Annotated in this window: 21 protein-coding genes and 1 tRNA gene; 18 read left to right on the top strand and 4 right to left on the bottom strand. The window is 60.6% G+C overall.

The genetic code is table 11. The features are described 5' to 3' along the window. The first annotated feature begins 58 nt into the window (after nt 1-58). From ICM05_RS03555 to ICM05_RS03545, 3 genes are all read left to right on the top strand, one after another. Nucleotides 59-1,378 carry a glutamine synthetase family protein gene (locus ICM05_RS03555; protein ID WP_353055811.1) on the top strand — a complete coding sequence of 440 codons (1,320 nt, stop codon included), beginning with the start codon at nt 59-61 and terminating at the stop codon, nt 1,376-1,378. A gap of 299 nt (nt 1,379-1,677) precedes the next feature. Continuing rightward, nucleotides 1,678-2,817 (top strand): hypothetical protein, encoded by a 1,140-nt coding sequence (locus tag ICM05_RS03550; RefSeq protein WP_188023215.1) that lies wholly within the window; start codon nt 1,678-1,680, stop codon nt 2,815-2,817. Further along, nucleotides 2,817-3,134, top strand: coding sequence for a hypothetical protein (locus ICM05_RS03545; protein ID WP_188023214.1), 318 nt, complete (start codon nt 2,817-2,819; stop codon nt 3,132-3,134). The genes ICM05_RS03550 and ICM05_RS03545 overlap by 1 nt, the downstream gene beginning before the upstream one ends. 146 nt (nt 3,135-3,280) lie before the next feature. Here the strand turns inward: ICM05_RS03545 and ICM05_RS03540 are convergent. Further along, a tRNA-Ser gene (locus tag ICM05_RS03540) sits at nt 3,281-3,371 on the bottom strand. Nucleotides 3,372-3,489: 118 nt separating this feature from the next. Between ICM05_RS03540 and radA the strand changes: the two genes are divergently transcribed. Further along, the gene (radA, locus tag ICM05_RS03535) at nt 3,490-4,809 is read left to right on the top strand and encodes a DNA repair protein RadA (RefSeq protein ID WP_188023213.1); all 1,320 of its coding nucleotides are present in this window, start codon (nt 3,490-3,492) and stop codon (nt 4,807-4,809) included. A gap of 60 nt (nt 4,810-4,869) precedes the next feature. Continuing rightward, nucleotides 4,870-6,303, top strand: coding sequence for a malate dehydrogenase (quinone) (gene mqo / locus ICM05_RS03530; protein ID WP_223160322.1), 1,434 nt, complete (start codon nt 4,870-4,872; stop codon nt 6,301-6,303). A gap of 495 nt (nt 6,304-6,798) precedes the next feature. Here the strand turns inward: mqo and ICM05_RS03525 are convergent, their stop codons facing one another. Further along, nucleotides 6,799-7,569 carry an HAD-IIB family hydrolase gene (locus ICM05_RS03525; RefSeq protein ID WP_188023211.1) on the bottom strand — a complete coding sequence of 257 codons (771 nt, stop codon included), beginning with the start codon at nt 7,567-7,569 and terminating at the stop codon, nt 6,799-6,801. A gap of 78 nt (nt 7,570-7,647) precedes the next feature. Here ICM05_RS03525 and argF point away from each other — a divergent pair, with 78 nt between their 5' ends. The 5 genes from argF (at nt 7,648) to ICM05_RS03500 (ending at nt 12,946) form a co-directional block, all read left to right on the top strand. Further along, nucleotides 7,648-8,580, top strand: a complete 933-nt coding sequence (argF, locus tag ICM05_RS03520) for an ornithine carbamoyltransferase (RefSeq protein WP_188023210.1) — start codon at nt 7,648-7,650, stop codon at nt 8,578-8,580. A 93-nt stretch (nt 8,581-8,673) separates the two neighbouring features. Continuing rightward, the gene (argH, locus tag ICM05_RS03515) at nt 8,674-10,110 is read left to right on the top strand and encodes an argininosuccinate lyase (protein ID WP_188023209.1); all 1,437 of its coding nucleotides are present in this window, start codon (nt 8,674-8,676) and stop codon (nt 10,108-10,110) included. Between the two features lie 329 nt (nt 10,111-10,439). Further along, complete coding sequence (locus ICM05_RS03510) at nt 10,440-10,658, top strand: hypothetical protein (RefSeq protein ID WP_188023208.1); 219 nt, start codon at nt 10,440-10,442, stop codon at nt 10,656-10,658. Nucleotides 10,659-10,739: 81 nt separating this feature from the next. Next, nucleotides 10,740-12,023 (top strand): tyrosine--tRNA ligase, encoded by a 1,284-nt coding sequence (tyrS, locus tag ICM05_RS03505; protein WP_188023341.1) that lies wholly within the window; start codon nt 10,740-10,742, stop codon nt 12,021-12,023. Nucleotides 12,024-12,142: 119 nt separating this feature from the next. Further along, nucleotides 12,143-12,946 carry a nitrilase-related carbon-nitrogen hydrolase gene (locus ICM05_RS03500; protein ID WP_188023207.1) on the top strand — a complete coding sequence of 268 codons (804 nt, stop codon included), beginning with the start codon at nt 12,143-12,145 and terminating at the stop codon, nt 12,944-12,946. An 8-nt stretch (nt 12,947-12,954) separates the two neighbouring features. Here the strand turns inward: ICM05_RS03500 and ICM05_RS03495 are convergent, their stop codons facing one another. Then, nucleotides 12,955-13,536 carry a helix-turn-helix domain-containing protein gene (locus ICM05_RS03495; RefSeq protein ID WP_188023206.1) on the bottom strand — a complete coding sequence of 194 codons (582 nt, stop codon included), beginning with the start codon at nt 13,534-13,536 and terminating at the stop codon, nt 12,955-12,957. A gap of 180 nt (nt 13,537-13,716) precedes the next feature. Between ICM05_RS03495 and speB the strand changes: the two genes are divergently transcribed. The 4 genes from speB to ICM05_RS03475 all read left to right on the top strand — a co-directional run bounded on the left by speB (nt 13,717) and on the right by ICM05_RS03475 (nt 17,319). Beyond that, nucleotides 13,717-14,664: an agmatinase gene (gene speB, locus ICM05_RS03490; RefSeq protein WP_188023205.1), complete on the top strand. Its 948-nt coding sequence runs from the start codon at nt 13,717-13,719 to the stop codon at nt 14,662-14,664. 133 nt (nt 14,665-14,797) lie between these two features. Next, complete coding sequence (locus tag ICM05_RS03485) at nt 14,798-15,235, top strand: nuclear transport factor 2 family protein (RefSeq protein ID WP_188023204.1); 438 nt, start codon at nt 14,798-14,800, stop codon at nt 15,233-15,235. Continuing rightward, the gene (locus ICM05_RS03480) at nt 15,232-16,656 is read left to right on the top strand and encodes a cytosine permease (protein ID WP_188023203.1); all 1,425 of its coding nucleotides are present in this window, start codon (nt 15,232-15,234) and stop codon (nt 16,654-16,656) included. The genes ICM05_RS03485 and ICM05_RS03480 overlap by 4 nt, the downstream gene beginning before the upstream one ends. 3 nt (nt 16,657-16,659) lie before the next feature. After that, nucleotides 16,660-17,319, top strand: a complete 660-nt coding sequence (locus ICM05_RS03475; RefSeq protein ID WP_188023202.1) for a cyclase family protein — start codon at nt 16,660-16,662, stop codon at nt 17,317-17,319. A gap of 10 nt (nt 17,320-17,329) precedes the next feature. Here ICM05_RS03475 and ICM05_RS12905 read toward each other — a convergent pair whose 3' ends face one another. Further along, complete coding sequence (locus tag ICM05_RS12905; RefSeq protein WP_188023201.1) at nt 17,330-18,319, bottom strand: Lrp/AsnC family transcriptional regulator; 990 nt, start codon at nt 18,317-18,319, stop codon at nt 17,330-17,332. Nucleotides 18,320-18,509: 190 nt separating this feature from the next. On the opposite strand from ICM05_RS12905, the gene ICM05_RS03465 reads away from it, so the two are divergent. The 4 genes from ICM05_RS03465 to ICM05_RS03450 all read left to right on the top strand — a co-directional run bounded on the left by ICM05_RS03465 (nt 18,510) and on the right by ICM05_RS03450 (nt 24,244). Beyond that, a complete protein-coding gene (locus ICM05_RS03465; protein WP_188023200.1) occupies nt 18,510-20,180 on the top strand; it encodes an amidohydrolase in 1,671 nt (556 codons plus the stop codon). 91 nt (nt 20,181-20,271) lie between these two features. After that, a complete protein-coding gene (locus ICM05_RS03460) occupies nt 20,272-21,627 on the top strand; it encodes an MFS transporter (RefSeq protein ID WP_188023199.1) in 1,356 nt (451 codons plus the stop codon). 2 nt (nt 21,628-21,629) lie between these two features. Beyond that, nucleotides 21,630-23,252 carry a thiamine pyrophosphate-binding protein gene (locus tag ICM05_RS03455; protein WP_188023198.1) on the top strand — a complete coding sequence of 541 codons (1,623 nt, stop codon included), beginning with the start codon at nt 21,630-21,632 and terminating at the stop codon, nt 23,250-23,252. A gap of 2 nt (nt 23,253-23,254) precedes the next feature. Next, nucleotides 23,255-24,244 (top strand): C-terminal binding protein, encoded by a 990-nt coding sequence (locus tag ICM05_RS03450; RefSeq protein ID WP_188023197.1) that lies wholly within the window; start codon nt 23,255-23,257, stop codon nt 24,242-24,244. The last annotated feature ends 725 nt before the right edge of the window (nt 24,245-24,969 follow it).

Raw genomic sequence — 24,969 nt, 5'->3', positions numbered from 1 at the left:
CGCGGATCATCAGCAACGTAGCGATCCACGGCACGAGAAATACAACGAAGGAATCACAGTGCGAAAAGAACCACTCGGAATCATTCTGACCGCAGACCTGGCCGCAAAGGCGCGTGGCCGAGCCTTCCCTCAGCAAGACCTGCAGAAGTACCTCGGCACCGGTTGCGGTTGGGTCCCTGCCAACCTCGCAATCGACGCATTCGGCAGCATCGTTACTCCGAACCCCTTCGGCTCGGTCGGTGACCTGCGCCTCATGCCTGATGTCTCGAGCATCGCCACGGTCGCGCTCGGCGAGCACGGCGAGCAGACCACCATGGTGCTTGCTGACATCCACACGATTGAGGGCAAGCCCTGGGAGTGTGATCCGCGCACCTTCCTGAAGCGCGCCATCGCAGACCTCAAGAACGAGACCGGCCTAAGCGTTGTGTCTTCCTTCGAGCATGAGTTCATGCTCCGTGATGACAACGGCAGCCCCGTCAACACCCCGTTCTCGCTCGAGTCGTACCTCGAAGAAGAGGAGCTCGGCGGACGCCTGGTTGCTGCACTGTTTGATGCTGGTCTCGAGCCCGAAATGTGGCTTCCCGAATTCGGTCGCAACCAGTTTGAGATCACGATCGCACCCGCGAACGCACTCGTCGCCGCCGACCGTGCGGTCTACCTGCGCGAGATCACCCGACATGTGGCAAGCTCGCTCGGCAAATCGATCACCTTCTCACCCATCATCGAAGAGAACGGTGGCGGCAACGGCGTGCACGTACACGTCAGCCTGCGCGACGAAGAAGAGCGCTTCGTGACCTACGATCACACCCGTCCCGGTGGTCTCTCGGAGATTGCAGGGTCGTTCGCCGCTGGCATTCTCAAGTACGCCGAGCAGTACCAGGCAATCGCTGCCTCAGCTCCGCTCTCATACGAGCGCCTCGCGCCTAACCGGTGGAGCGCAGGCGGCGTCTTCCTCGGCGAAAACAACCGCGAGGCGCTGCTGCGTATCTGCCCGCTGTTCGACCTCCCCGGTGCAAACCACCAGAAGCAGTACAACCTTGAGTACCGCGCGGCCGATGCGACCTCGAACCCCTGGCTCGTGCTCGGCTGCATCATCCGCGCCGGTCTTGAAGGCATTCGTGAAGGCCTCGCTTCGCCCACGATCGTGAGTGGCGAGTCGAGCGACTTCACGGCTGAGCAGCGCGAGGAATACGGGATCCGCCCGCTTCCCGTCACGCTCGAAGATGCACTCGTCGAGTTCGAGCAGAGCGAAACCGTGCGCAGTTGGTTCGCGAAGGACTTCGTCGATACCTTCTTGCTCGTGAAGCGTGCGGAGATTGCACGCGTTGAGGCGTTGACCCCCGAGGCGCGCTACGACGCATACGCTACGACGTACTAACACCCTTGCGGCTGGTTGGCTGGCTGGGTGCCCAATTGGTGCCCGCCAGCCGGGCAGAGGGTTTATTGCCGTTTCGGGCAAAGAAAAATCCCCGTCTCAACTGGAAACCCAGGAGACGGGGATTTTTAGTGGCGGTGACGGCGGCCGACTTTTCAGAGCTTTGGTCATCCTTCGTCAGATCGCGGCACTTTGATGCAATTTCACCTGGCGTTCAACGCTCCGAATAGCCTCTTTAACTGGGGGTAAGAAAGGAACTGATGAATCTTATACGTTGTAGACCCCTGGTATCAGTTGGAATTGTGAGCGCCTTGAGTCGCTTCCTGCCCTTGGCGGTGGATGAACCTCGACACGGCCAGGACTTGGACGAAGGCAGAGCCGAATCGCACATGCGTGGCACAGAAGCGGCTGAATCTGGAAAGGCTGATATCGCTGACATCCTTGAGACCTCTGTTGACCCTGAAGGTGTTGGGCTTTTGGAAGGCGTAATTGAGCTCAACCACGATGAAACACCAGGGATGTTCGTTGAGAACTTTGACGGTGTAGAAATTGAGATTTCGAGCGACCCACTTGAAGACATAGTTATGCGGAACGAAGAAGGTTCGGAAGTGCGGGTCGCGCTACCTGTCACAGACCAAAGCCAGATTTCCTCCAGTTCGGGGATTGCCCAGATTGAAAATGAAGATGATGTGGTCTTCATCCCTCAAATAATGGAAAGTGGGGACCTGCGAGTCTTGGCAGTTATGGAATCCGCGGATGCTCCCAGCCGGCTCGAATACGGCTTCTCATCAGGGAACGGCGGTCGAATTGTTCCTCAGGACGATGGAGGGTTCTTGGTGCTCGACGCCGAAGACAATGAAACAGCGAGCATAGATCCCCCGTGGGCTTTTGACGCTTTGGGACAGTCGGTGCCGACGAGATTCGAGTTCGAAGGGGAAAAGGTCTTTCAGCTGGTAGACATCGCGAGTGTTCAACCAGACGCGCTTCCTGTCGTCGCGGACCCCGTCGTGCGTGCTCGTCATTTCTATTACAAGGTCATAGACATTAGGCGCCAGCGAGCACAACCCAATTATGATCAGCGCATTGGTGGATGCATTATCGGTATTGGGGCCGGAAGCTGCTCAGTGAAGCGGGGGCTTTCTGCGTATCGAACTATTCAAACTGAGGCGGGAATCTCGCGTGGTGCGGTAGCCGCTCGTCTAGGAGTTGAGAGCGGTTCCCAAGTTAATGTCTCTGTCTCGTGTACAAGTCAAACCTATAAAACGAACAAGGCGGACATTCATTACAACGTGTACGCGGTCGGCGATTTTTACACATACAGAGTCGAAAAGTGGAAACGCTACACCGTGGGAGCCCGAACGAAACATACGAAAGTCTCGACCTCTCCAACTAAACGCGCGTTCAGTCCTTCGCCTGAGCTTTTTAAATGCAAAGTCAACTAATGGAAGAGCCAGCACTGATTTCTGGGAATGACATAGAGGTGACTGTGACGCTTCCTCCGGACAAACAGATGTTGAGATGGTTGGGTCTCGCGGCGCTTGGCCTCTGCATGGCAGTAGGTGGTTTCGTGCTCCTGCTGTTGCCCCGCGAAAAACTTTGGTTTGACTACTCCGGAAGAGAGCCCCTGATCGTCAGCGTTGAACAGATTACTTGGCTGCCAATATGCGGAACAGGGTTGATCGTATGTGGCGTTCTTGTTGTTCAGATCGGGCTCGTATGTCTTGTTGTATTTGGTCGTGGCAGACCAAAACTTGGCTAACGGGTGCTGGGCGATCTTGTCGTAATGACAACCATCGCGAGTCCGTAGTTCTGTAGCCGTCCGCCATACGCCCGATCGCTGCAACCGTAGTTCGGGCAAAGAAAATCCCCGTCTCAACTGGAAACCCAGGAGACGGGGATTTTTAGTGGCGGTGACGGCGGGATTTGAACCCGCGGTGCAGGGTCACTACACACAACATTTCGAGTGTTGCACCTTCGGCCGCTCGGACACGTCACCAAGAACGACTCTAGGGGATGTTTGCGCCGCGACGCGAATCGAGAGCGATATTTCTTCAAAAAATCCGCAACGGGTCACGCTCAGTTCAAATGTCAGTGGTCCCAGCTACGCTCAAAACATGGCAAAAACAAGCGCGGCGTACGCATGCACGGAGTGTGGGTGGCAGACCACTAAGTGGGTCGGCCGCTGTGGTGAGTGCCAGCAGTGGAACACCGTAGAAGAGCGTGGTGGCACCGGAGCCTCGCTTGCCAAGACCACTCGTGTTACCCGACCCAGTGATTCGCGCCGTGCGCTGCCGATTACTCAGCTCGACTCAACGAGCGTTGCGCACCGCCCAACAACCATCGGTGAACTCGACCGCGTGCTTGGCGGAGGCATTGTGCCTGGTGCAGCTGTGCTCTTTTCTGGTGAGCCGGGAGTTGGCAAGTCAACGCTGTTGCTTGACGTGGCCGCGCGCATCGCAAGCCTTGGTGCGAAGGTGCTCTACGCGAGTGGTGAAGAGTCGACGGGTCAGATCCGCATGCGCGCGGAGCGTACGGGTGCGCTCGAAGAGACGCTCTACCTCGCAAGTGAGACTGACCTCTCGACGGTCTTGGGGCACATCGATGAGGTGCAGCCTGCGTTCCTCGTGGTCGACTCCGTACAGACACTCGTGAGTGACCAGATCGACGGCATCGCCGGTGGCACCTCACAGGTGCGTGAGGTGGCCGCTGCGCTTATCCGGGTAGCCAAGGACCGGGGAATCCCCGTGTTCCTCGTTGGCCACGTCACGAAGGACGGCAGTATTGCTGGCCCGCGATTGCTGGAGCACCTTGTTGATGTTGTTTGCCACTTCGAAGGTGACGCCAACACTTCGCTGCGATTCCTGCGAACCCTAAAGAACCGATTCGGCCCAACCGACGAGGTCGGCTGCTTTGAGATGGCAGGCGACGGCATTCGCGAGGTTGCAGACCCAAGCGGACTGTTCCTCAGTCAGAGTTCGGGGCCGGTGAGTGGCACCTGCACAACAGTCTCGATGGAAGGGCGTCGCGCGCTCCCAGCAGAGATTCAGGCGCTCGTCGCCAAGAGCGCGACGCCCAACCCGCGACGCGTTACGAGTGGGGTCGATCCGTCACGTGTTGCGATGATCCTTGCGGTGCTCGAGCGTCGAGCAGGTGTCCGGTTGCATGATCAAGACGTGTACGTCTCGACTGTCGGCGGCGTAAGGCTTGTAGAACCAGCGGCAGACCTGGCCATTGCGCTCGCAATTGTCTCCGCGGCGACAGACACACCGCTGTCCCACGAGCTCGCGGCGTTCGGGGAATTGAGTCTCGCAGGCGAGATCCGCCCCGTCACTTCTGGGACGCAACGTACCAACGAGGCAAGCCGATTGGGCTACACGAGAATCATCGATGCGAGTGCCGGAAATCTGGCAGAGGCGCGACGACTTGCGAGCTAGGGGTAGAATCACATTGTGAGTAAGAACACGGTAGATGTCGTCCTCATTGGCGGCGGTGTAATGAGCGCTACGCTCGGCACCCTGATCAAGCAGGTTCAGCCCGACTGGAGCATTGAGATTTTCGAGTCTCGCAACCAGGTCGCAACGGAGAGCACGAACGCGTGGAACAACGCGGGCACTGGTCACGCTGCGCTTTGCGAGCTCAACTACATGCCCGAGGGCAAGAACGGCGAGCTTTCCGCCGACAAGGCGATCGACATCAATGAGCAGTTCCAGCTGTCTCGTGAGTGGTGGTCCTCGCTTGTTGAGCAGGGCACCCTTGGCGAGCCGACGAGCTTCATCAACCCCACTCCGCACATGACTTTCGTGCGTGGAGAAGAGAACGTTGATTACCTTCGTCGTCGTTACGAGCTGCTGAAGACTCAGCCGCTCTTCTCGAACATCGAGTTCAGCGATGACCCCGCTGTAGTCGCTGAGTGGGCGCCGCTCCTCATCGACCGCCGCGACAAGAGCGAAGCGATCGCAGCGACCCGTTCGGTCAGTGGTACCGACGTCGACTTCGGTTCGGTCACCCGTCAGCTCTTCGACAAGCTCGTTGAGAACGGTGCAGCAATGCACATGGGTCACCGCGTGCGCAAGCTGAAGCGCCGCAAGGACGGTACCTGGGACGTATTCGCCCGCAACCTCAACGGCCACGGCCGCACCATCACCAACGCACGCTTCGTGTTCGTTGGCGGTGGCGGTGGCGCACTCCAGCTCCTCCAGTCTTCGGGTATCCCCGAGATCAAGGGCTTCGGCGGCTTCCCCATCTCGGGCAAGTTCCTCAAGACCTCGAACCCTGAGATCGTCAAGCACCACAATGCAAAGGTGTACGGCAAGGCAGCCGTCGGCGCTCCGCCGATGTCGGTTCCGCACCTCGACACCCGCATCATCGACGGTGAAGAGAGCTTGCTCTTCGGCCCGTACGCAGGCTTCAGCCCCAACTTCCTGAAGAAGGGCTCGTGGTGGGACCTCCCCGGTTCGATCCGCCTGCACAACCTGGGCCCGATGATCAAGGTAGGCCTGACCCAGTGGTCGCTCGAGAAGTACCTCCTCACCGAGCTCCTCGCGAGCCGTGAGAAGCAGATGAAGACCCTCCGTGAGTACATGCCCACCGCACGTACCGCGGACTGGGAAATGATCACCGCAGGCCAGCGCGTACAGGTCATGAAGAAGGACCCCGTCAAGGGCGGTATTCTTCAGTTCGGTACCGAGGTCATCACCGGTGGCGAAGGCTCGATCTCGGGTCTCCTCGGTGCATCGCCTGGCGCTTCGACCGCCGTCAGCGCAATGCTCGGTGTCCTCGAGAAGTGCTTCCCTGAGCAGTACCAGCAGAGCTGGAAGGCACAGTTCAAGAAGCAGATCCCCTCGATCGGCGAAGACCTCAACGCAGACGCAGACGCAGCAGCCGCATCGCTCGCTCGCACCGCAGCTGCACTCAACCTCACCGCGTAAGTCCAGAGCTGCTCAGGCAGCGAAGCTCACGCAGAGCAAAGAACCCCCGACCCGCGGCCGGGGGTTCTTTGCGTTTCCGCTCGTGCTCGGTCGTCTCTGCTTCGCGCCTTCAATATGCGATCTGCCGAAGAAATGACAAAAATACCCGCAAACAACATATTGATGGCAGATTACATATCTCCGGCAAGTGAGTGGAGCCAAAGGCAAATGGCAAAGTTGGTCGCAAGCTCAACTGCGGCAGCGGGTATGAAGCGGCATCGAGTGGGCTGAGGGAAGCCAATGTGGCTGCCGGGGGTGAGCTTGCGCTCACCCCCGCCCAGGGCTGTTTGCGTGCGGCTTCATGCGGATCGTGAGATTACTTACCTACACCGAGAAATCGACCGTGGTCAGCACGAAATTACAAGAATCCATGCTGACGACGGTCGATTTCCAGATGAAGGTGAAAAGCTAGCTGAGCTTGAGCCTGAGCCAGCACCTGAGCCCGAGAGCCAGAAACTACGCAGCGAGCATCCGTTCGAGCAAGGCAACGGTGTCTTCCCAGCTTTCGACAGCCTCGCACGCGACGCCCATTGCGAGTACCGGGTAGTCGTTCCCGTCCGGGTCGAGGCGATCACCGACGAACACCATGTCTTCGAGTGAGATGCCAGTCTGTTCGGCAAGCTTGCGCATGCCGTAGGCCTTGTCGATGCCGGCGCGAGTGATGTCGACGGAGGTGGATCCACCGCTGCGCACCTCGAGCTGGGGGAGGCGGGCGGCAACTGCGGCACGGAGAGTGTTTTTTTTCTCGCCCGTGGGATCCCATGCCTGCTTTGCGGCAACGGGAGCTTGCTGGCCGAGGGCTGAGAAGGTGACCTGCGATCCGCGATCCTCGAGAATTTCACCCCAGGTCTTAGGCTCCCAGTATCCGAGCCGCTCGGCCTCCTCTCGCAGCGCGGTGAACGCGGCATCGCGTTCCTCAGTGGAGAGGTTTTCGCGGTACACGTTGGTCCATGCGCCGTCGACGCGACGCTCGTAGCGGGTGCCGCAGGTGGGCAGCAGGTGTAGGCGTTCGAGTGCGGCTTCGGAGGTTCCCGAGAATGCGGTGAGGCGATCCACCAACTGCATTTCGAACTGCTCAAAGTTGCCGCCGGAAATGACGGCAACCGAGGTGCGTTCGAGGAGTCGCGCGAAGACGTCGAGCATTTCTGGCTCGACCGGAGACTTCGAAGGTGCGAGCGTATCGTCAAGATCGAAAGCAATGAGCGCGGGAATAGCTGGCGTAGTCACGCCTATAACTTTGCCATGCCGGGGTGTGGATCGTCGCCTCGCACTGGAAGGTCACTGTAATCCGATAAACTGAAGCGCATGATTCGACACATGCTTCGTGATGACGACCTGACCCATGCAGAGCAGCTCGAGGTTCTTGACCTCGCTGCACGTCTGAAGCGTGACCGATTTGCAGAGCGTCCGCTTGAACATGGCAAGACCGTTGCTGTCATCTTTGACAAGACTTCGACCCGTACCCGCATTAGCTTTGCGGTGGGTGTCTCCGACATGGGTGGTTACCCACTGCTGATGGATTCGCAGTCGTCGCAGCTCGGCGGCAAGGAATCCATCGAGGACACCTCGAAGGTCATGTCGCGCATGGTGGAAACCATCGTGTGGCGTACGTTTGCGCAGGCCAACGTCGTAGAGATGGCAGAGCACGCAACCGTACCCGTGATCAACGCGCTCACTGATGATTTCCATCCGTGCCAGATTCTTGCTGACCTGCAGACGATTCGCGAGCAAAAGGGCGAGCTGCGTGGATTGACCGCGACCTACCTTGGTGACGCGGCAAACAACATGGGGCACTCGTACCTGCTCGGTTTCGCGACCGCAGGCATGAACATCCGTGTGGCATGCCCTGAGGGCTACCAGCCTCGCGAAGACATCGTGGAAGATGCCAAGCGGATCGCGGCAACGACCGGTGGCAGTGTGGAAATTTTCACCGACGCAGCGGCTTCCGTGCAGGGTGTCGATGTGGTGATCACTGATACCTGGGTCTCGATGGGCCAGGAATCTGAAAAGGGTGAGCGCGTTGCGACGTTCGGCGACTACCGCGTGACGGGTGAGCTGATGGCGCAGGCCAAGAGCGACGCGATCTTCATGCACTGCCTTCCCGCATACCGCGAGTATGAGGTGGCACCCGAGGTGATCGACGGTCCGCAGAGTGTCGTCTGGGACGAAGCAGAGAACCGCATTCACGCGCAGAAGGCGCTTATGGTGTGGCTCCTCGCGAAGTCGCAGGCAGCGTAGCTCACAGGCTGAATTCCAAGATTTCTTATTGATCCGCGCTCCTATTGATATCCGGGGCGCGGATCATTACTTTCCAACAGATAGGCTGGTCACGTGACTGAGGCAACTGAGAACTCCGAAACTGGTAACCGCGCGGCAGAGGCTGGCGCCCTGTGGGGCGGCCGCTTCGCGAGCGGTCCGTCGCCCGAGCTGCAGCTCTTGAGCAAGTCCACCCAGTTCGACTGGGTGCTGGCGCAGTATGACATCCGCGGCTCGAAGGCACACGCTACGGCGCTTGCTGCTGCCGGCTACCTCAGCGAGCAGGAGCTCGTTGACATGCGCGCGGCACTCGACGAGCTGTCGGCTCGCGTAGCTGACGGCCGTGCTGTTGCTGCTGAGGAAGACGAAGATGTGCACTCGGCACTCGAGCGTCTCCTCATCGAGATCACCGGCGTACAGCTCGGAGGCAAGCTTCGCGCAGGCCGTAGCCGCAACGACCAGATTGCGACGCTCGTTCGCATGTTCCTGCTCGATCACGCAGCAGTGATCAGCGAGCTGCTTGTTGACCTCCTCGTCGCAATCGAGGGCCAGGCAAAGGCTCACCCCGAGGCAATTCTTCCGGGCCGCACGCACCTCCAGCATGCGCAGCCCGTGCTGCTCGCACACCAGCTTGGTGCACACGCATGGCCGATCGTTCGCGATCTCGAACGCCTGCGTGACTGGGCAAAGCGCGCGCGCTTCTCGCCGTACGGCGGCGGCGCACTCGCTGGTAGCTCGCTCGGCCTTGATCCCCGCCTCGTTGCGGCTGAACTCGGTCTTGGTGATCCACTGGAAAACTCGATCGATGGCACCGCGGCCCGCGACGTCGTTGCAGAGTTCGCATTCATCTGCGCCCAGATCGGTATCGACCTCTCGCGTTTGAGCGAAGAGATCATCATCTGGAACACCAAGGAGTTCGGCTTCGTGCGCCTGCACGACGGCTACTCGACCGGTTCCAGCATCATGCCGCAGAAGAAGAACCCCGACATCGCCGAGCTCGCTCGTGGCAAGTCGGGTCGCCTCATCGGCAACCTCACCGGCCTGCTCGCAACGCTCAAGGGCATGCCCCTCGCGTACAACCGCGACCTGCAGGAGGACAAGGAGCCCGTCTTCGACTCGATCTCGCAGCTCGAGGTGCTCCTGCCCGCATTCACCGGTATGGTTGCCACCATGAGCTTCGACACTGAGCGCATGGCAGCCCTCGCACCGCAGGGCTTCTCGCTCGCGACCGACGTTGCTGAGTGGCTCGTGAAGCAGGGTGTGATCTTCCGTGATGCTCACGAGATCTCGGGCGAGCTCGTTCGTTACTGTGAGGAGCGTGGCCTCGAACTGCACGAGCCTTCCGACGAAGAGCTGCTTACCGTCTCGGAGCACCTGACCCCCGGCGTTCGCGACGTCCTCACCATCGAGGGCTCGGTCAACTCGCGCATCGGTGCAGGCGGCACCGCACGCGTGCGCGTCGACGATCAGCTGGCTCGCCTAGCCGAGCGGATCGCGGAGTTCCGCGCGTAAGTTCCGCTTCGCGCCGCCGGCCCGTGCCGGTAAGCGTTGCTCACAGAGCCCCCAACTGCTTCGGCGGTTGGGGGTTCTGTCGTTTAGCGGTGATCAATAGCGGGCGGATCGCGAATACCGAATGACAAGAACTGGCGCGCTGTGCAGCTCAACGGTGGACGGGCTGCCCCTCGAATGACAAGTTTTTCGTATGGTGCGGAGCGCCGGGACAGCTCCGCCGAACGGAAGCGAGGTACGGCATGCGTAGGTTCTGGTCACTGATGTGGACTCCGCCCAACTGGGACAACCCGAGGGAGATATGGCTCCGGGCGGCATTTCAGGCTGTGATCATGGCTGTGATGGTGCTGGTAGTCGGCGTTCTGAAGCAGTGGTTCGGGTCAGGAGGTTGGCGCAACTATTTTGGCCAGGTCTGGCTGAGCTGGCTGATCCTTACGCTCGGCTTTGCTTGGTATTGGGTGGCGGGCGTTTGGGACGCGCGAGGCATCAAAAAGCGTGAGCAAGCGGAACGAGCAAAAGCCGAGGCTGAGACACCACCAATTTCCGAATGAAACCTGTGGAACCTCGCGCAGGGTCGCGCGGCACACGGTACGATATCTAGCGTGTCTGTAGTAGATGAACGCGCAGAAATGATGTCCGCCCAGAGTAACGATGCGAGCTTCCCCACCCTGTGGGCTGAGCTTGAGTGGCGTGGTCTTATCCACGTATCCACCGACGCTGAGGCACTCTCTGAGCTGATCGAAGGTACGCCGTTCTCGTATTACTGCGGCTTCGACCCGACAGCTTCGAGCTTGCACCTCGGCCACCTTGTGCAGCTCCTGCTGATGCGTCGCCTGCAGCTGAAGGGCCACCTGCCCCTCGGCCTCGTCGGCGGCTCGACGGGTCTGATTGGCGATCCGCGCCCCACCGCAGAGCGCACGCTCAACTCGCGCGAGACTGTCGCCGAGTGGGTGAGCTCGCTCGGTGAGCAGGTGTCGCGTTACCTCAGCTTCGAAGGCGACAACGCTGCACGCCTCGTGAACAACCTCGACTGGACCGCGCCGCTGTCGGCGATCGACTTCCTGCGCGAGATTGGCAAGTACTTCCGTGTCGGCACGATGATCAAGAAGGACATCGTTGCGAAGCGCCTCGATTCCGACGAGGGAATTAGCTACACGGAGTTCAGCTACCAGATCCTCCAGGGTCTCGACTTCCTCGAGCTCCACCGCCAGTACGGTTGCATGCTGCAGTCAGGTGGCAGCGACCAGTGGGGCAACCTCACGAGTGGTACCGAGCTCATCCGTAAGGCTGAGGGCACCTCGGTGCACGCGATCGGCACCCCGCTCATCACCAATGCTGACGGCACCAAGTTCGGCAAGAGTGAGGGCAACGCCATCTGGCTCAACCCCGAGATGTGCTCGCCGTACGCGTTCTACCAGTTCTGGCTCAACCAGGCAGATGCTGACGTCATCGATCGTTTGAAGGTCTTCACCTTCCTGTCACGTGCAGAGATCGAGGACTACGCTCGCCAGGTTGAGGAAGAGCCGTTCCGTCGCGCAGCGCAGAAGCGCCTCGCGCTCGAGGTCACCAGCCTCGTGCACGGTCGTGCTGCAGCGCAGGGCGCAATCGATGCTTCGGCTGCACTCTTCGGCCAGGGCGACCTCGCAACCCTCGACGAGATGTCGCTCAGCGGCGCAATCTCAGAGCTGCCCCAGGCAGCGGGCGAGCTCGGTGCAAGCGTTGCGCAGTTGCTCGTCGACGCAAACCTTGTGAAGAGCCTCGGCGAAGCACGTCGTGCGATCGCGCAGGGCGGCGTCTACATCAACAACGTTGCGGTAGAGGCTGACGACCGCGTGCTCGAAGCTGGCGACCTGCTCCACGGCAAGTTCGCGGTGCTGCGTCGCGGCAAGAAGGCAATGGCGGGAATCACGCTCTAACCCAAATCCATCACGTAGATCCGCACAGATCTACTCACGTAACGCCTCGGTGACATGTTCTGTCCCGGGGCGTTACGCATTATCAGGGTGTGCACTACCTCCGGTGTTACGGTCGAGTCATGAGAATTGCGCTGATGCAAGACGAAGCTGTTCCACTGAACATCGAAGCAAACCTCGCGACGATGCGTTGTGCCGCCGAGGTGGCCAGTGAGACCGGTGCCGAACTGCTGCTCACACCAGAGCTGTGGGTGTCTGGTTACGCTCCACGTGCACTCGCCGCATGGCTGACAGTTGAGCGGATTGCGTCGATCCGCCCAGCAATCTCTGCGATGGCTAAAGATACTGGCATCGCGATCGCCGCGAGCTTCCCGCTCGCCCGCGAAGACGGCGGATTCTCCATTGCAGCCGGCCTGTGGGACGCGTCGGGCGCGGAGGTGCTTATCTACGAAAAGGTACACCTCTGGGCCGACGAAGAGCCGCTCGCCTTCACGCCGTCGACTGCGGCTCCCGAAACCGCAGAGTGGAATGGGCGCAGCGTCGCGTTCCAGATTTGCTATGACATCGAATTTCCCGAGCCCGCACGGTATCTGGCACAGCAGGGGACCGACCTGCTCCTCGTGCCGACCGCAATCGATGGCTTCTCACGCTACGTTCCCGAAGTGTTGGTGCGCGCTCGCGCCGCAGAAAACAGCATGGTGGTGGCATACGCGGATCACGCTGCGCGCCGGCATCAGGGCGATGATCCGGCCGCGGGTTTCACCGGTATGAGCACGGTCGCCGGGCGCGACGGACTCTTGCTCGCGACCGCGGGGCGTGAAACTCAGCTGCTGTTTGCAGACCTGCCTGAGGTGGAGCCGGTCGGGGGAGTGGCCGCTGACTACCTCGCAGATGTGCAGCCGCAGCTCTACGCGACGTGGGGCTAGGGGCAGCCCTAGTTCGACCCACTCCACGCGGCCGGTGCCAGAATCCACATGAGTTCTGCGCCGGCCTCGTGCGTTTCCCAAGTGTGCGGCTCGCTGCCGGCAAAGGTGAGGGTGTCGCTGGCGGCAAGTGGCACTCGGCGATCGGTGAAGATGAGATCGACGCTGCCTGAAATGACATGAATGCTCTCGACCTCGCAGTTCACCGTGTAGAGCTGCACGCCGCCGTTGGCGTTGGGTTCGAGGGTGGAACGGAGCACCTGGACGCGATGTTCCGATCGCGGCGTCACGAGTCGCTCGACCGCGCCAGTGCCGCCCATGTTGATCTTGGGGGCGTCTGCGAGCGAGACCAGCTGCACTTCGGGCTCTTCGAAGAGCGAGCCGACCGGCAGCGACAGCGCCTGACAAATCTGCACGAGTACGGGAACGCTCGGAGTGGTGTCATCGCGTTCGACGCGGCTCAAAAAACCTTTGGTGAGACCGCAAGCCGTCGCGAGCTGTTCCATCGTGATGCCCTGCGAAGTGCGTGACGCGCGCAGCTTGGCACCGATCCGCACAGGGGTATCGCCCGCGGTGGGATGTACGGGGCGCATGGCGACCACCTTCCGAAGTTGCACGTCTGCTGACAGCGTCGGCCAGCCGCGTTTGACGTGGTGTTGATTCTCAGTCTATTCTGTCATCAAGTTCACTAATAGAGTCTACTTGTTTACTCACATGAAACTCGCATTGGTGCACGCGCTCAATGAAGAACACCCCTGAAAGGAATGTGGACAGTGACTGATCACACCCCCGTAGGCCCCGTAGACGCGAGCCTCACCCCGCGATACGCGGGCATCGCCACGTTCGCAAAGCTGCCCCGCATCGAAGACGTGCCCGCAGCAGACATCGCAGTCGTAGGTATCCCCTTCGACACCGGTGTGAGCTTCCGTCCTGGCGCACGTTTCGGTCCGAGCCACGTGCGCGAAGCATCGCGTCTGCTCCGTCCGTACAACCCTGCACAGGACGTGTCGCCCTTCGAACGCAAGCAGGTTGTCGACGCTGGTGACATCGTCGCAAACCCCTTCAACCTCGAAGAAGCCGTCAACCAGATCGACGCTGCGGCCACCGAGCTCGGTGAGAAGGTCGACAAGATTGTCACCATCGGTGGCGATCACACGATCGCCCTTCCGCTCCTCCGCGCGATTAACAAGAAGCACGGACCCGTCGCAGTGCTGCACTTCGATGCGCACCTCGACACCTGGGACACCTACTTCGGTGCACCGACCACGCACGGCACCCCGTTCCGTCGCGCATCGGAAGAGGACCTCATCGACATGACGGCGTCGATGCACGGCGGCACCCGCGGCCCGCTTTACGGCAAGAGCGACCTTGAGGACGACGCAATGCTCGGCTTCCAGATCGTCACGACCGAGTTCGTTGAGGAGCACGGTGTTCCGGCGGCGCTGGAGAAGATCCGCACCCGCGTTGGTGACAAGCCCCTCTACATCTCGATCGATATCGATGTCCTGGATCCCGCTCACGCACCCGGCACCGGTACGCCCGAGGCTGGCGGTCTCACGAGCCGCGAGATGCTCCGCATCATCCGCGGTCTTGCTGACCTGAACATTGTTGGCGCTGACGTGGTTGAGGTCGCTCCGGCGTACGACCACGCGCAGATCACTGCGGTATCGGCAAGCCACGTTGTCTACGAGCTCGTCTCAGCGATGGCGGCACGCGACTAGGCAACCGTTCGGATCCGGCGGATCATTCCCTCGCAGTGAATCTCTTGCGAGTTTGATCCGCCGGATTTCCATTTTTGGCGCACCCTGCGTCGCATGATCTCAGAATATGAGAGTTCGAAGGAGCACACTCAACATGCATGTCCCTACTGAAGCGGCAGTTCTCGCGGCCGCTGATTCGATTGTTGCCGCTTTTGCTGCAACCGACACCGAAGCGTATTTCGCTGGCTTTGACCCGTCGGCATCATTTATTTTTCATCCAGAAGAGACTCGGCTAGACACACGAGTAGCCTATGAAGAGCTGTGGGCAGGGTGGGTCGCTTCAGGTTGGCGCGTGACGGCATGCGTCTCAAGCGACCGACTCGTTCAGGTGTTCCCTGGCGGTGCAGTGTTTAGCCATACCGTCGCAACGAGCGTTACCACGCCTGATGGTGACGATTCTTATGTTGAGCGGGAGAGCATTATCTTCAAGCTTGCCGAAGACGACACGCTGCGTGCTATTCACGAGCACCTGTCTACTGTCCCCAATGCTCTCGCAGATGACGCGCGGGCAGTAGCGGAGGCAATCTCATGACGAGCACGAACACGATGGCCGTAAATCTCGACGGCCATGATGAGTCTGCCGGCCCGGTGAGAGGTACGCAGGGCGTGCTCCGAATCGGAATGATTTGGCTCGCGGCAAATCTTGTCGTAACGACGTTGCTCACTGGCACCCTGTTCGTGCCGAGCGTCTCATTTGCTACTGCCACCACGATGATCGTCATCGGTACTGTGATTGGTGCAGTTGTTCTTACGTTGGTCGGCAACATGGGAACGCGCACTGGTTTGCCGACGATGGCGTTGACTCGCGGTTCCTTTGGTATCCGTGGCAGCCTCCTCCCGGCTGGAGCGAATCTCATCGTGCTGATGGGCTGGAGCTGGGTGCAGGCGATGCTGGCTGGCGTCACTGTGAACTATCTGGTGCATGAGGCAACTGGATTCTCGAATCCCGCACTGTTTTCTGCGATTTGCCAGGGCATCGTGGTGGTGCTCGCGATTTTTGGTCATACTGGAATCTCGCGCGTAGAGCCTTGGCTTGCATTGCTCATTTTGATCGTCATGGCGACCGTGTTTATCGCGGCATTCACCGCGTTCTCTCCTGCTGAATTTGGTGCGATCCCGGTGGATTCCACCCTCGGGGGCACACCGTTCATCACGCTTGACATGGTGATTGCCACCGCGATTTCTTGGACGGTGTTGTCTGCCGACATGAATCGGCATGCAAAGAGCAGCGCCGCTGGCATCATCGGATCCGGCATCGGCTATACCCTGTCGACCACCATCTCGATGTTCCTCGGGCTTGTGGCGTTTAGCGTCGTGATTCTTCGCGGAAACGAAGCGATTCCGTTTGACCCCGCGGTCATCGTTGGCGAGTTTGGCTGGCCGCTCGGAATTGTCATTTTCCTTTCGGTGATGGCGACCAACACCATGGTGGTATTCGGCATGGTGACCTCGGTCGTCAACTCGCAGTCGAGGTGGCATCTCAAGTTCTTGCCAACCGCACTCGTGCTTGGTGTGATTTCTGTGATCGGCTCAACATTCCTTGGCCTCCTGAACCAATTCACCGACTTCCTCTTCGTGATCAGTGCGTTCTTTGTCCCGGTGTTCGCGATCATGATTGGCGACTATTACTTGCTGAAGCGGCGGGGGTACTCGCGCCAAATTCTGCATGAGCGCAAGGAAAGCCGCTATTGGTACCTCGGTGGTGTCAACGTGGTTGCTGTCCTCGTCTGGATTATTGGTGCAGCAATGTCGTACGTGCTTGCATATGTGGCGCCGAGCCCGGTCGGTGCAAATATTCCCGCGTTCGCAGTGAGTTTTGTGTTGTACCTTGGCCTTATGTATGGCCTTGGAGGGGTGCGGTCACTTGGCCTTCGTGACCCGCGAGATGCCGACCCGACGGGGCACCTCCTCGACGGGGCAGACGACACCGCTGCCCTGCGGATCGGCGGCTAATCAATGCGCTACGTCGATCTGAGTCACAGCGTGCGCACGGGCATGCCGGTGTATCCGGGCGACCCAGAAGTCACGTTGAGAACCGCGCTTTCGATCCCGGCTGATGGTGTTGCAGTCGAACGGCTTGAGATCGGCTCACACACCGGTACACACCTTGACGCGCCATCGCATTCAATTGTCGGCGGGCGAACGGTCGACGAGATTGCGTTGGAGCTGCTGTGGGGCGAAGCGTGTGTGGTGCGGATCGCTACAGCACGAGCGGGCACCATAATCACGGCTGCAGACGCGCCTGACTTGCCTGCGCGGCTACCCCGCATCGTCTGTATCGCAACCGGTTGGGATGCTCATTTCGGCGCTCCGGAAGGACCCACGCATCCGTACCTCAGTCTCGGCTTCGCCGAGCTTCTCTGGGCGCGAGGTGCACGCGTTCTCTGCGTTGACATGTTGAGCCCGGATGCGACGGAGACGAAGACGGAGCCCAAATCGGCGGGGATGCCAGTGCATGAGTTTTGGCTAGGAAACGATGGCGTCATCGTAGAAAACCTGCGAGGTCTGGCTGAGGTCCCTGACCAGATCGAGCTCGCGGTGATGCCTCTCCGGCTTGACGGTATCGATGGGTCACCTGTCCGGGCGGTTGCCCGCTTCGACGACGCTGATTCGTAGGCCGAAGGCGCTACAGAATCTCTGGGAACAACGATGGGGGAGTCCGTGATGCATCATGGGCTCTCTCATTCGTGTGTGTATTGCCTTGCCACGAAGGCAGGCGGTCGAGGCTCCATTCGTAACGCTCTGCCCAGATATGCGCGTGCACCCAGGTGTCGACGATCATGACGCCTGGCTGTTCGCGTATGTCTCGGACAAGTTGCGCGAAGTGGGGGATCGACCGTGCTGAAATCGTCGCGATGAACGAATAGGTTCCCATTGTGCGCGCGATGAACTCAATGCCTGGCAGCTCCACGAACCGCTGCTCGAATGCTTCGGCAGTGGTTTCTGATCCGCTGAGCGTGATGCCAACGCCGGCAAGGAGTGAGCTGGTTGCGGCTCGTCTTGCGCGTACGGCACCGATCCGCATCGCATTTGAATCGAGCAGGCGCATGACGCGCGTACGGCAGGCAGAGGCGGATCTTCCCAGCCTGCGGCTGAGTTCGCCAAAGGTGTAGCGGCCGTCCTCCTGGAGGAGTGCCATGAGTTCGACGTCAAAGTCGTCAAACGTGTGCATAGGCACGCGGGGATCTTGACTCAAACGCAGACGTCGAATGACCTGTTCGTACAGGCTTGTTTGGATTTCAATGACGCCGGGGATCGCGCGGATCTGCCTGGTGGCGCGTGCGGCCGTCTCCCAGTCAGCAGCCCAGAGTTCGACAATGACCTGCTGCGGGCCGGTGATCTCCGAGAGGAATACGACGTCGTTGCGCGTGAGGAGTTCTTCGAACACGTGAGTGGTGGGCCCGATGACTCGCAAGCGAAGGTTCACCTGTACTGGCATGCCGAGAGCGCTCGGGTGTACTGCGGCGCGAATGCTGATCTCGCCAGTCTCGATGAGTTCTTGCACCCGCTTCGCAACAAGTGTGCGGTGCACGCCGAGTTGGTCAGCGAGCGTGGAGAACTGCGCGCGGCCGTCGAGCTGGAGCGCGCGAATGAGGTCTTCGTCGAAGTCTTGCACTCGCTCAAGCTATCAGAACTGGACGTGTCGTAATTCGACAAATTGACTTTGTGGCTCCATAAATTGTCGCAACTGGGTGTCCTTATGCTGTCCAGTGTTGACAAATCTGCACTGTGAGATTCTTGTCGCGCAATTCTGTTTCGAAATGCGGTTAGCCTCGTCTCCGTACACAGACAAAGGAGTTCACACAGTGCGCAAGTTGGCATTCACGAAGGCCTCGGAAATCGCGGCCCCCCAGATCATCGTCGCGAAGAAGATCTACGCCCTCGATCCTGAGGGAACAACTCCTGAGGCATTCCTGGTCATTGATGACCGGATCCGCCAGGTCGGCACCGTCGCGGCGTGTGAAGCAACCGCGGCAACCATCAGCGCTATTGCTCCCGAGATCGTCGATCTTGGCGAGGGCGTCGTGGTTCCCGGCTTCATTGATGCGCACGCGCATCCCCTCATGCACGGCCAGATGATGAGCTGGGTCGATTGCGGCCCCGAGCAGGCATCTTCGATCCCTGAGATCGTCGCGCTCCTCAGTGAAGCAGCGAAGAAGCTCCCCGCAGGCCGCCCCGTTCGCGGCTTCGGCTACGAGCAGCGCAACCTCGCAGAGCAGCGCCACCCCAACCGCTTCGAGCTCGACCAGGTCGCAACCGACCGCGAGGTCTACCTCATGAACGCATCGGGTCACGGCGGTGTCGTGAACTCGTACACCTTCGAACTCCACGGTGTTGACCGCGATACGCCGAACCCCAAGGGTGGCGAGTTCTTCCGCGACGCAGACGGTGAGCTCACCGGCGAGCTGTCTGACGCGGCGTGCAACATGCTCACCGACCTTGAGGGCGTGAAGATCGGCCACCACGGCCCGAACTTCCACCTCGCAGACGAACCCGAAGAGCACAAGCGCCAGCTTGCAGCAGCGCAGGAAGACTTCTTTAAGGGCGGCGTCACCACGATCGGTGACGCGCAGGTCAGCCGTCGCGAGTTCGACATGTACCTTCGCCTCGCTGAGAGCGGCGACCTGAAGATGCGCGTGAGCATGTACCTGCTCTCGCACCTCCTCGACGAAGCGATCGAGATGGGTCTGCACGGCCAGTTCGGCAACGAGTACCTTTCGTTTGCTGGCATCAAGTTCTATTCGGACGGCACCCTCGGTGGCTGGACCGCGTACTTCCCCGACGGCTACGTTGGCGACCCCTGCCGCACCGGCCAGCTGTACCACGATCCGCGCGACTACACGGCGCTCATCAAGCGGGCGCACGCTGTTGGTCTCCAGACCGCAACCCATTCGCAGTCGCCCGTCGCGCTCGAGATGGTGATCAACGCGATCGAGGAAGCGCTCGCAGAGCACCCCGACGCTGACGCACGTCACCGCATCGAGCACTGCGGTCTGCCCACCCCTGAGCAGATCGAGCGCATGGCGAAGGCAGGCATCATGCCCGTCAACCAGCCGCAGCATCACTTCAACTGGGGCGAGGGCGTCGAGCAGGCTGTCGGTACCCCCGGCGAGCGTTTCAACCCGCTCGGTGAGTTCGAGCGGGCCGGCGTCCCGGTCACTATCTCGTCGGATGCACCCGTCGCTGAGCCACGTCCCCTCGAGGCCCTGCAGGCTGCGACCTCGCGCATCACGCGCCGCGGCCACCAGCTCGGTTCGGACGACCTCGCGGTCTCCGTCGACACCGCACTGCGCGGCCACACGATCAGCGCGGCTCGCGCGCTCGGCCGTGAGGACGAGCTGGGCAGCCTCGAGATTGGCAAGCGCGCTGACTTCGCAGTGTTGGGCGCGGATCCTTACACGACGCCAGTGACCGAGCTCGCCGAGGTGCAGGTCGACTCGACCTGGGTTGGTGGCACGAAGGTCTACACCCGCTAGTTCTCACATCGCGGGGCCGGTCGACATGACTGGCCGGCCCCGTACCTCTGGTTCGAACCCATAAAATACGGCATCCGGCAAAGGAGCTCACATGTCAACAACCTCGATCCCTACACAGGGGAACACCCATAAACGCGCGCTGAAGAGTGGCTTCGCCGCTCTCGTCGGTACCACGGTCGAGTGGTACGACTTCTACGTCTACGCGATCGCTGCTGCGATTGTCTTCCCGCATGTGTTCTTCCCGAACGCGGATCCCGCGCTCGCGACCCTCGCGTCCTTCGGCACCTACGCGGTCGCGTTCTTCATGCGCCCCCTCGGTGGCATTATCTTTGGCCACGTCGGTGACCGTCTTGGCCGGAAGCCCGCACTCACCATCACGCTCGTGATGATGGGCGTTGCAACGGTCTGCGTTGGTCTGCTTCCGAGCTACGCCACCATCGGTATCTGGGGCCCGATCCTCCTCATCCTCTTCCGTATGGTGCAGGGTCTCGCTGTTGGTGGCGAGTGGGGCGGCGCAAGCCTCATGGCTGTGGAGAGCGCACCCGACAAGTGGAAGAACTTCTACGGTGGCTTCACGCAGCTCGGCAACCCGCTCGGCGCGCTGCTCTCTTCGCTCGCGTTCTTCCTGCTTGCGCTCATGGGTGATGACGTCCTGCTCGCATGGGGCTGGCGTATTCCGTTCCTCTTCAGCGTCGTGCTCATTGGCGTCGGCTTCTGGGTTCGTTACCGCGTCGAGGAGACTCCGGTCTTCGAAGCAAAGGTCGAGGGCAAGAAGCAGTCGACTCCGCTCGTCTTTGCAATCAAGAACAACTGGTTCCCCATCCTCATGGGTATTTGCATCGTGGCTATGTCGTCGGGTGGCTACGTCATCGCGACCACCTTCGTACAGAACTACGCAACGAGCCCTGAGATTGGCATTTCGGCTTCCGTGATCCTCGGCGCGATGAGTATTGCTTCGCTCGTTGAGGCGATCGTGACCCTGCCCGTGGCAATGCTCGGCGACAAGATCGGTGCGAAGGCGGTCATGCTCGGTGGCATCATCCTGTCGTTCGTCTGCATGATCCCGATGATCCTTGTCATCGAAGCACACAATGTCGCGCTGATCTTCCTCTTCGCATCGCTCCTGCGCATCACGCTCAGTGGTGCGTGGGCTCCGCTGTCGACGCTCATGGCTCAGATGTTCCGCCCGCAGGCGCGCTACACCTCGATGTCGCTCTCGTACGGCATCGGCGCGGCACTCTGGGGCGGCCTCTCGCCCGCAGCCGCTTCCGCGATCATGCTTGCGACCGGCAGCGTCTGGGCCGTCATCGGCTTCTTCGGCGTGCTCACTGTTGCAGCGCTCATCGGCACCATCTTTGCTCCCCAGCACTCGGACGTCGCTCCCGTGACGGGTTCCTTCAAGGCCCGCACTGATACGACTGCCGTCACCATTTCAGAAGGAAACTAATCATGCAGACCGCCGTCCGACGCACCACTGGCTGGGTCGTCATCGAAACCCTGAAGAACTACGGCATCGACACCGTGTTCGGCATTCCGGGTACGCATAACCTCGAGTTCTACCGCCCGCTCACTGAGCTTGGTATTCGCCCTGTGACCTCGCGTCACGAACAGGGAGCCGGCTATGCGTCGGACGGTTGGTCGCTGCAGACCGGTAAGCCCGGCGTCGTCATCACCACGAGTGGCCCCGGCCTGCTCAACGCGCTGTCTGCCGCAGGCACCGCATACTGCGAGTCGCGCCCGATGATCCTGCTGGCCCCCGGCCCCGCACTCGGCAACGAGTTCGCCGACATCGGAACCCTGCACGAAACCAAGGATCAGCTCAGCGCAGCCTCGGCAATCGTCGAGTGGGGTCGCCGAGTGAAGTCGGCCGAGGAAGCCGTCGCTGCAGTGCACGACGCGTTCGAGCTCTTCGCAACCACCCGCCCCCGCCCCGTCTACATTGAGGTTCCCCTCGACGTACTTGAGGAGGTCACGGAGATCGCGGACGCAGATCTCGCACCCCGTACCTTTGCCCCGGTCCCGGCGGCGGATCCCGCACTCGTCGCAGAGGCCGCTCGCCTCCTGGCGAACGCCGCAGATCCCGTGATCCTCGCTGGTGGCGGATCCCGTGAAGCTGTGACCGAGATCCGCGCCCTCGCGGAGAGACTCGGCGCCCCGGTCGTCACCACCGGTAATGCAAAGGGTGTGCTCGATGAGCACCACCCGCTCTCGCTCGGTGCGAATCTGCGCCTCGCTGCCGCCCGTGATCGCGCCCGCGACGCCGACGTGCTCGTGGTGGTTGGTTCGAAGCTCGGCGAAGCTGAGCTCTGGGTCGACAAGCTTGATGCGCAGGGTGCTGTGATCCGCATCGATCTGCTCGAATCACAGATCAACAAGAACCAGGACGCCACGATCGGCCTCGTGGGTTCCGCGCAGGCAACTGTCGCGGCGCTCGTCGCTGAACTTGGCGAGGGCACGGCGCTCGACAGTGCGGAACGCACCGCAGAAACCCTCGTCGCAGTGCGCAACGAGGTGCGCGAGCTGTCGCCCGAGAACGCTGCGCTCGCCGAGATCATCGCTGACGTCATCCCGGCCGAAGCGATCGTCTCGACCGACTCGTCGCAGATCGCATACTGGGGCCTGCTCAACACCATCAAGGCGTCGAAGCCCAACTCGACCCCGTACATGACCACCTACGCAACCCTCGGTTACGGTCTGCCTGCAGCGCTCGGTTCGCGGATCGCGGATCCCAGCCGCCCCTCGTTCGTGGTCATCGGCGACGGTGCACTCATGTTCTCGATGAACGAATTCATCACCGTCACCGAGCAGCGTGAAGACGTGACCGTCATCGTTGTGGACAACGGAGGCTACGGCGAGATCAAGCAGAATGAAATGGATGCCGACATCGCACCTATCGCGGTCGATCTCGTGCAGCCAGACTGGGCAGCGCTTGCTCCCGCATTCGGTGGCGCAGGTCATCGCGCGGCAAACGCAGCAGAACTTGATGCCGCAGTGCAGGTTGCGCTGCGGGACGGCGGCCTGCAGGTGATCCACATCGACCAGGCCACCTTCCAGATCAACGGAGGAAACTAATCATGACCGAGGCAAAGCGCCCCGTCGTTGTCTACACCGACATCGACGACACTGATCCCGCGATCGGCATCGCCCTGCTCGAAGCAGCAGGCTACGAGGTACGCGTGCTCGGCACCCGTGACGCAGCGGAGATCATCGCAGGTTCGCAGGATGCAGTTGCCCTGCTCCCCGGATACGCAGCGATCACGCGCGAGATTATCGAAGCGCTTCCAGAGCTGAAGATCATTGCACTCATGTCGATGGGCTTCGACTACGTCGACCTCGAGGCGGCAACAGAGCGCGGTATCTGGGTGACCAACGTTCCCGGTGCAGCCACCGAAGAGGTCGCAGTGCACGCGCTCGCGATCATCCTCAGCAGTGTCCGTCAGCTGCCGTTCTACACCGGATCTGCGGTGCCCGGCACCTGGAATGACCGCGCGCCTTCGGCTCCGCCGCGCCTGAGCGAGATCTCGCTTGGCATCATCGGCCTCGGCAAGATCGGCCGCGAACTCGCGCGCATCGCCGGCCCCATCTTCGGCTCGGTCATTGGTTACGACCCCATGCTGCCCGACACCCCTGAGGTGGCCGCAGATCTCGAGGCCCTCGGCGTCGAGCGCATGAGCCTTGAGGAAGTACAGGCGCGCGCCAACGTCCTCTCGTTGCACTTGCCGCTCTTCCCGTCGACGGCAAAGATGATTAACGCTGAGTTCATTGCCGGCATGCCAGCTGGCAGTGTGCTCGCGAATGTGTCGCGCGGTGGTCTCATTGACAATGAGGCGCTCGTCGCTGCGCTCGACAGCGGACACCTCGCTGGCGCTGCACTTGACGTGCTCGACCAGGAGCCACCCGCAGTCGATCACGTGCTGCTTGGCCGCCCTGATGTTGTGCTGACGCCGCACATCGCGTACTTCTCGGCTCGTACCGAGATCGAATACGTGCGAATCCAGGCGCAGAACGTTGTCACACTCGCTGAATCTGGCACACCCGATTCGCCAGTGAACCGACTGGGCTAAGGCTGCTGACTTTGCACCATGAGTGGGGCGCTTCGGAATACTCCGGGGCGCCCCACTTTTGCGTGTAGGTGCGGGGCTCTAATCCGTACACATCTGGACGTGGCGTATGTCCAACTGAGGGTTCGCAAGCGGCCGTTTTCTCAAAACGGGCTGTTTCATGCGTCAGAAAGTGACTCCTGTGTCAGAACGAGCCTGCTGTGCTGGCCTGGCCGAAGGTCGAACAGCACTAGCGGGCCAGATGCCCGAGAGTCCCGTGATTACAATGCGAACCTGAAGTTTCACCAGGTCCCGCCTGAGTGTTGCGAACGCGGTTTCGCGAGAAACAGCGAAATCAGCTGTCAGACACGCCGAAGAATGTGCCAAAGTTTGCGCTCGGCCGTGGTTGAGCGTAATGTATTCCCTTGTCGCCGCAACGCAGCCGGGCAGCATCGCTGGCCTGGTTGATTCGCTTGCGGTTAACCGAAACGTTTGGTTTTGGTTGTTGGACTGCTTTTCGGAGGGCCATTGGTTTGGTCGGTACGGGGAGTGTCTGGTCCTTGAGAACTCAATAGTGTGCACTTGATTGTCAAATGCCAATTTTTTATCCCCGGCATGAACTGTTTGGTTTGTGTTGGAGATTCCTTTTTTGGATGAATAATTCAGTGACAAATTTTTTGTCAGTGTTTCTATTTGTCAGGTCAAACTCGCATCTTGTCTGCCTTATTCCGGTGGATGGGTGCTTTTTG

Source organism: Leucobacter sp. cx-42 (assembly GCF_014529985.1).
Lineage (GTDB): Bacteria > Actinomycetota > Actinomycetes > Actinomycetales > Microbacteriaceae > Leucobacter.
Note: the sequence above shows the minus strand (reverse complement) of the source record. Positions and strands in the feature narration are given on the sequence as shown.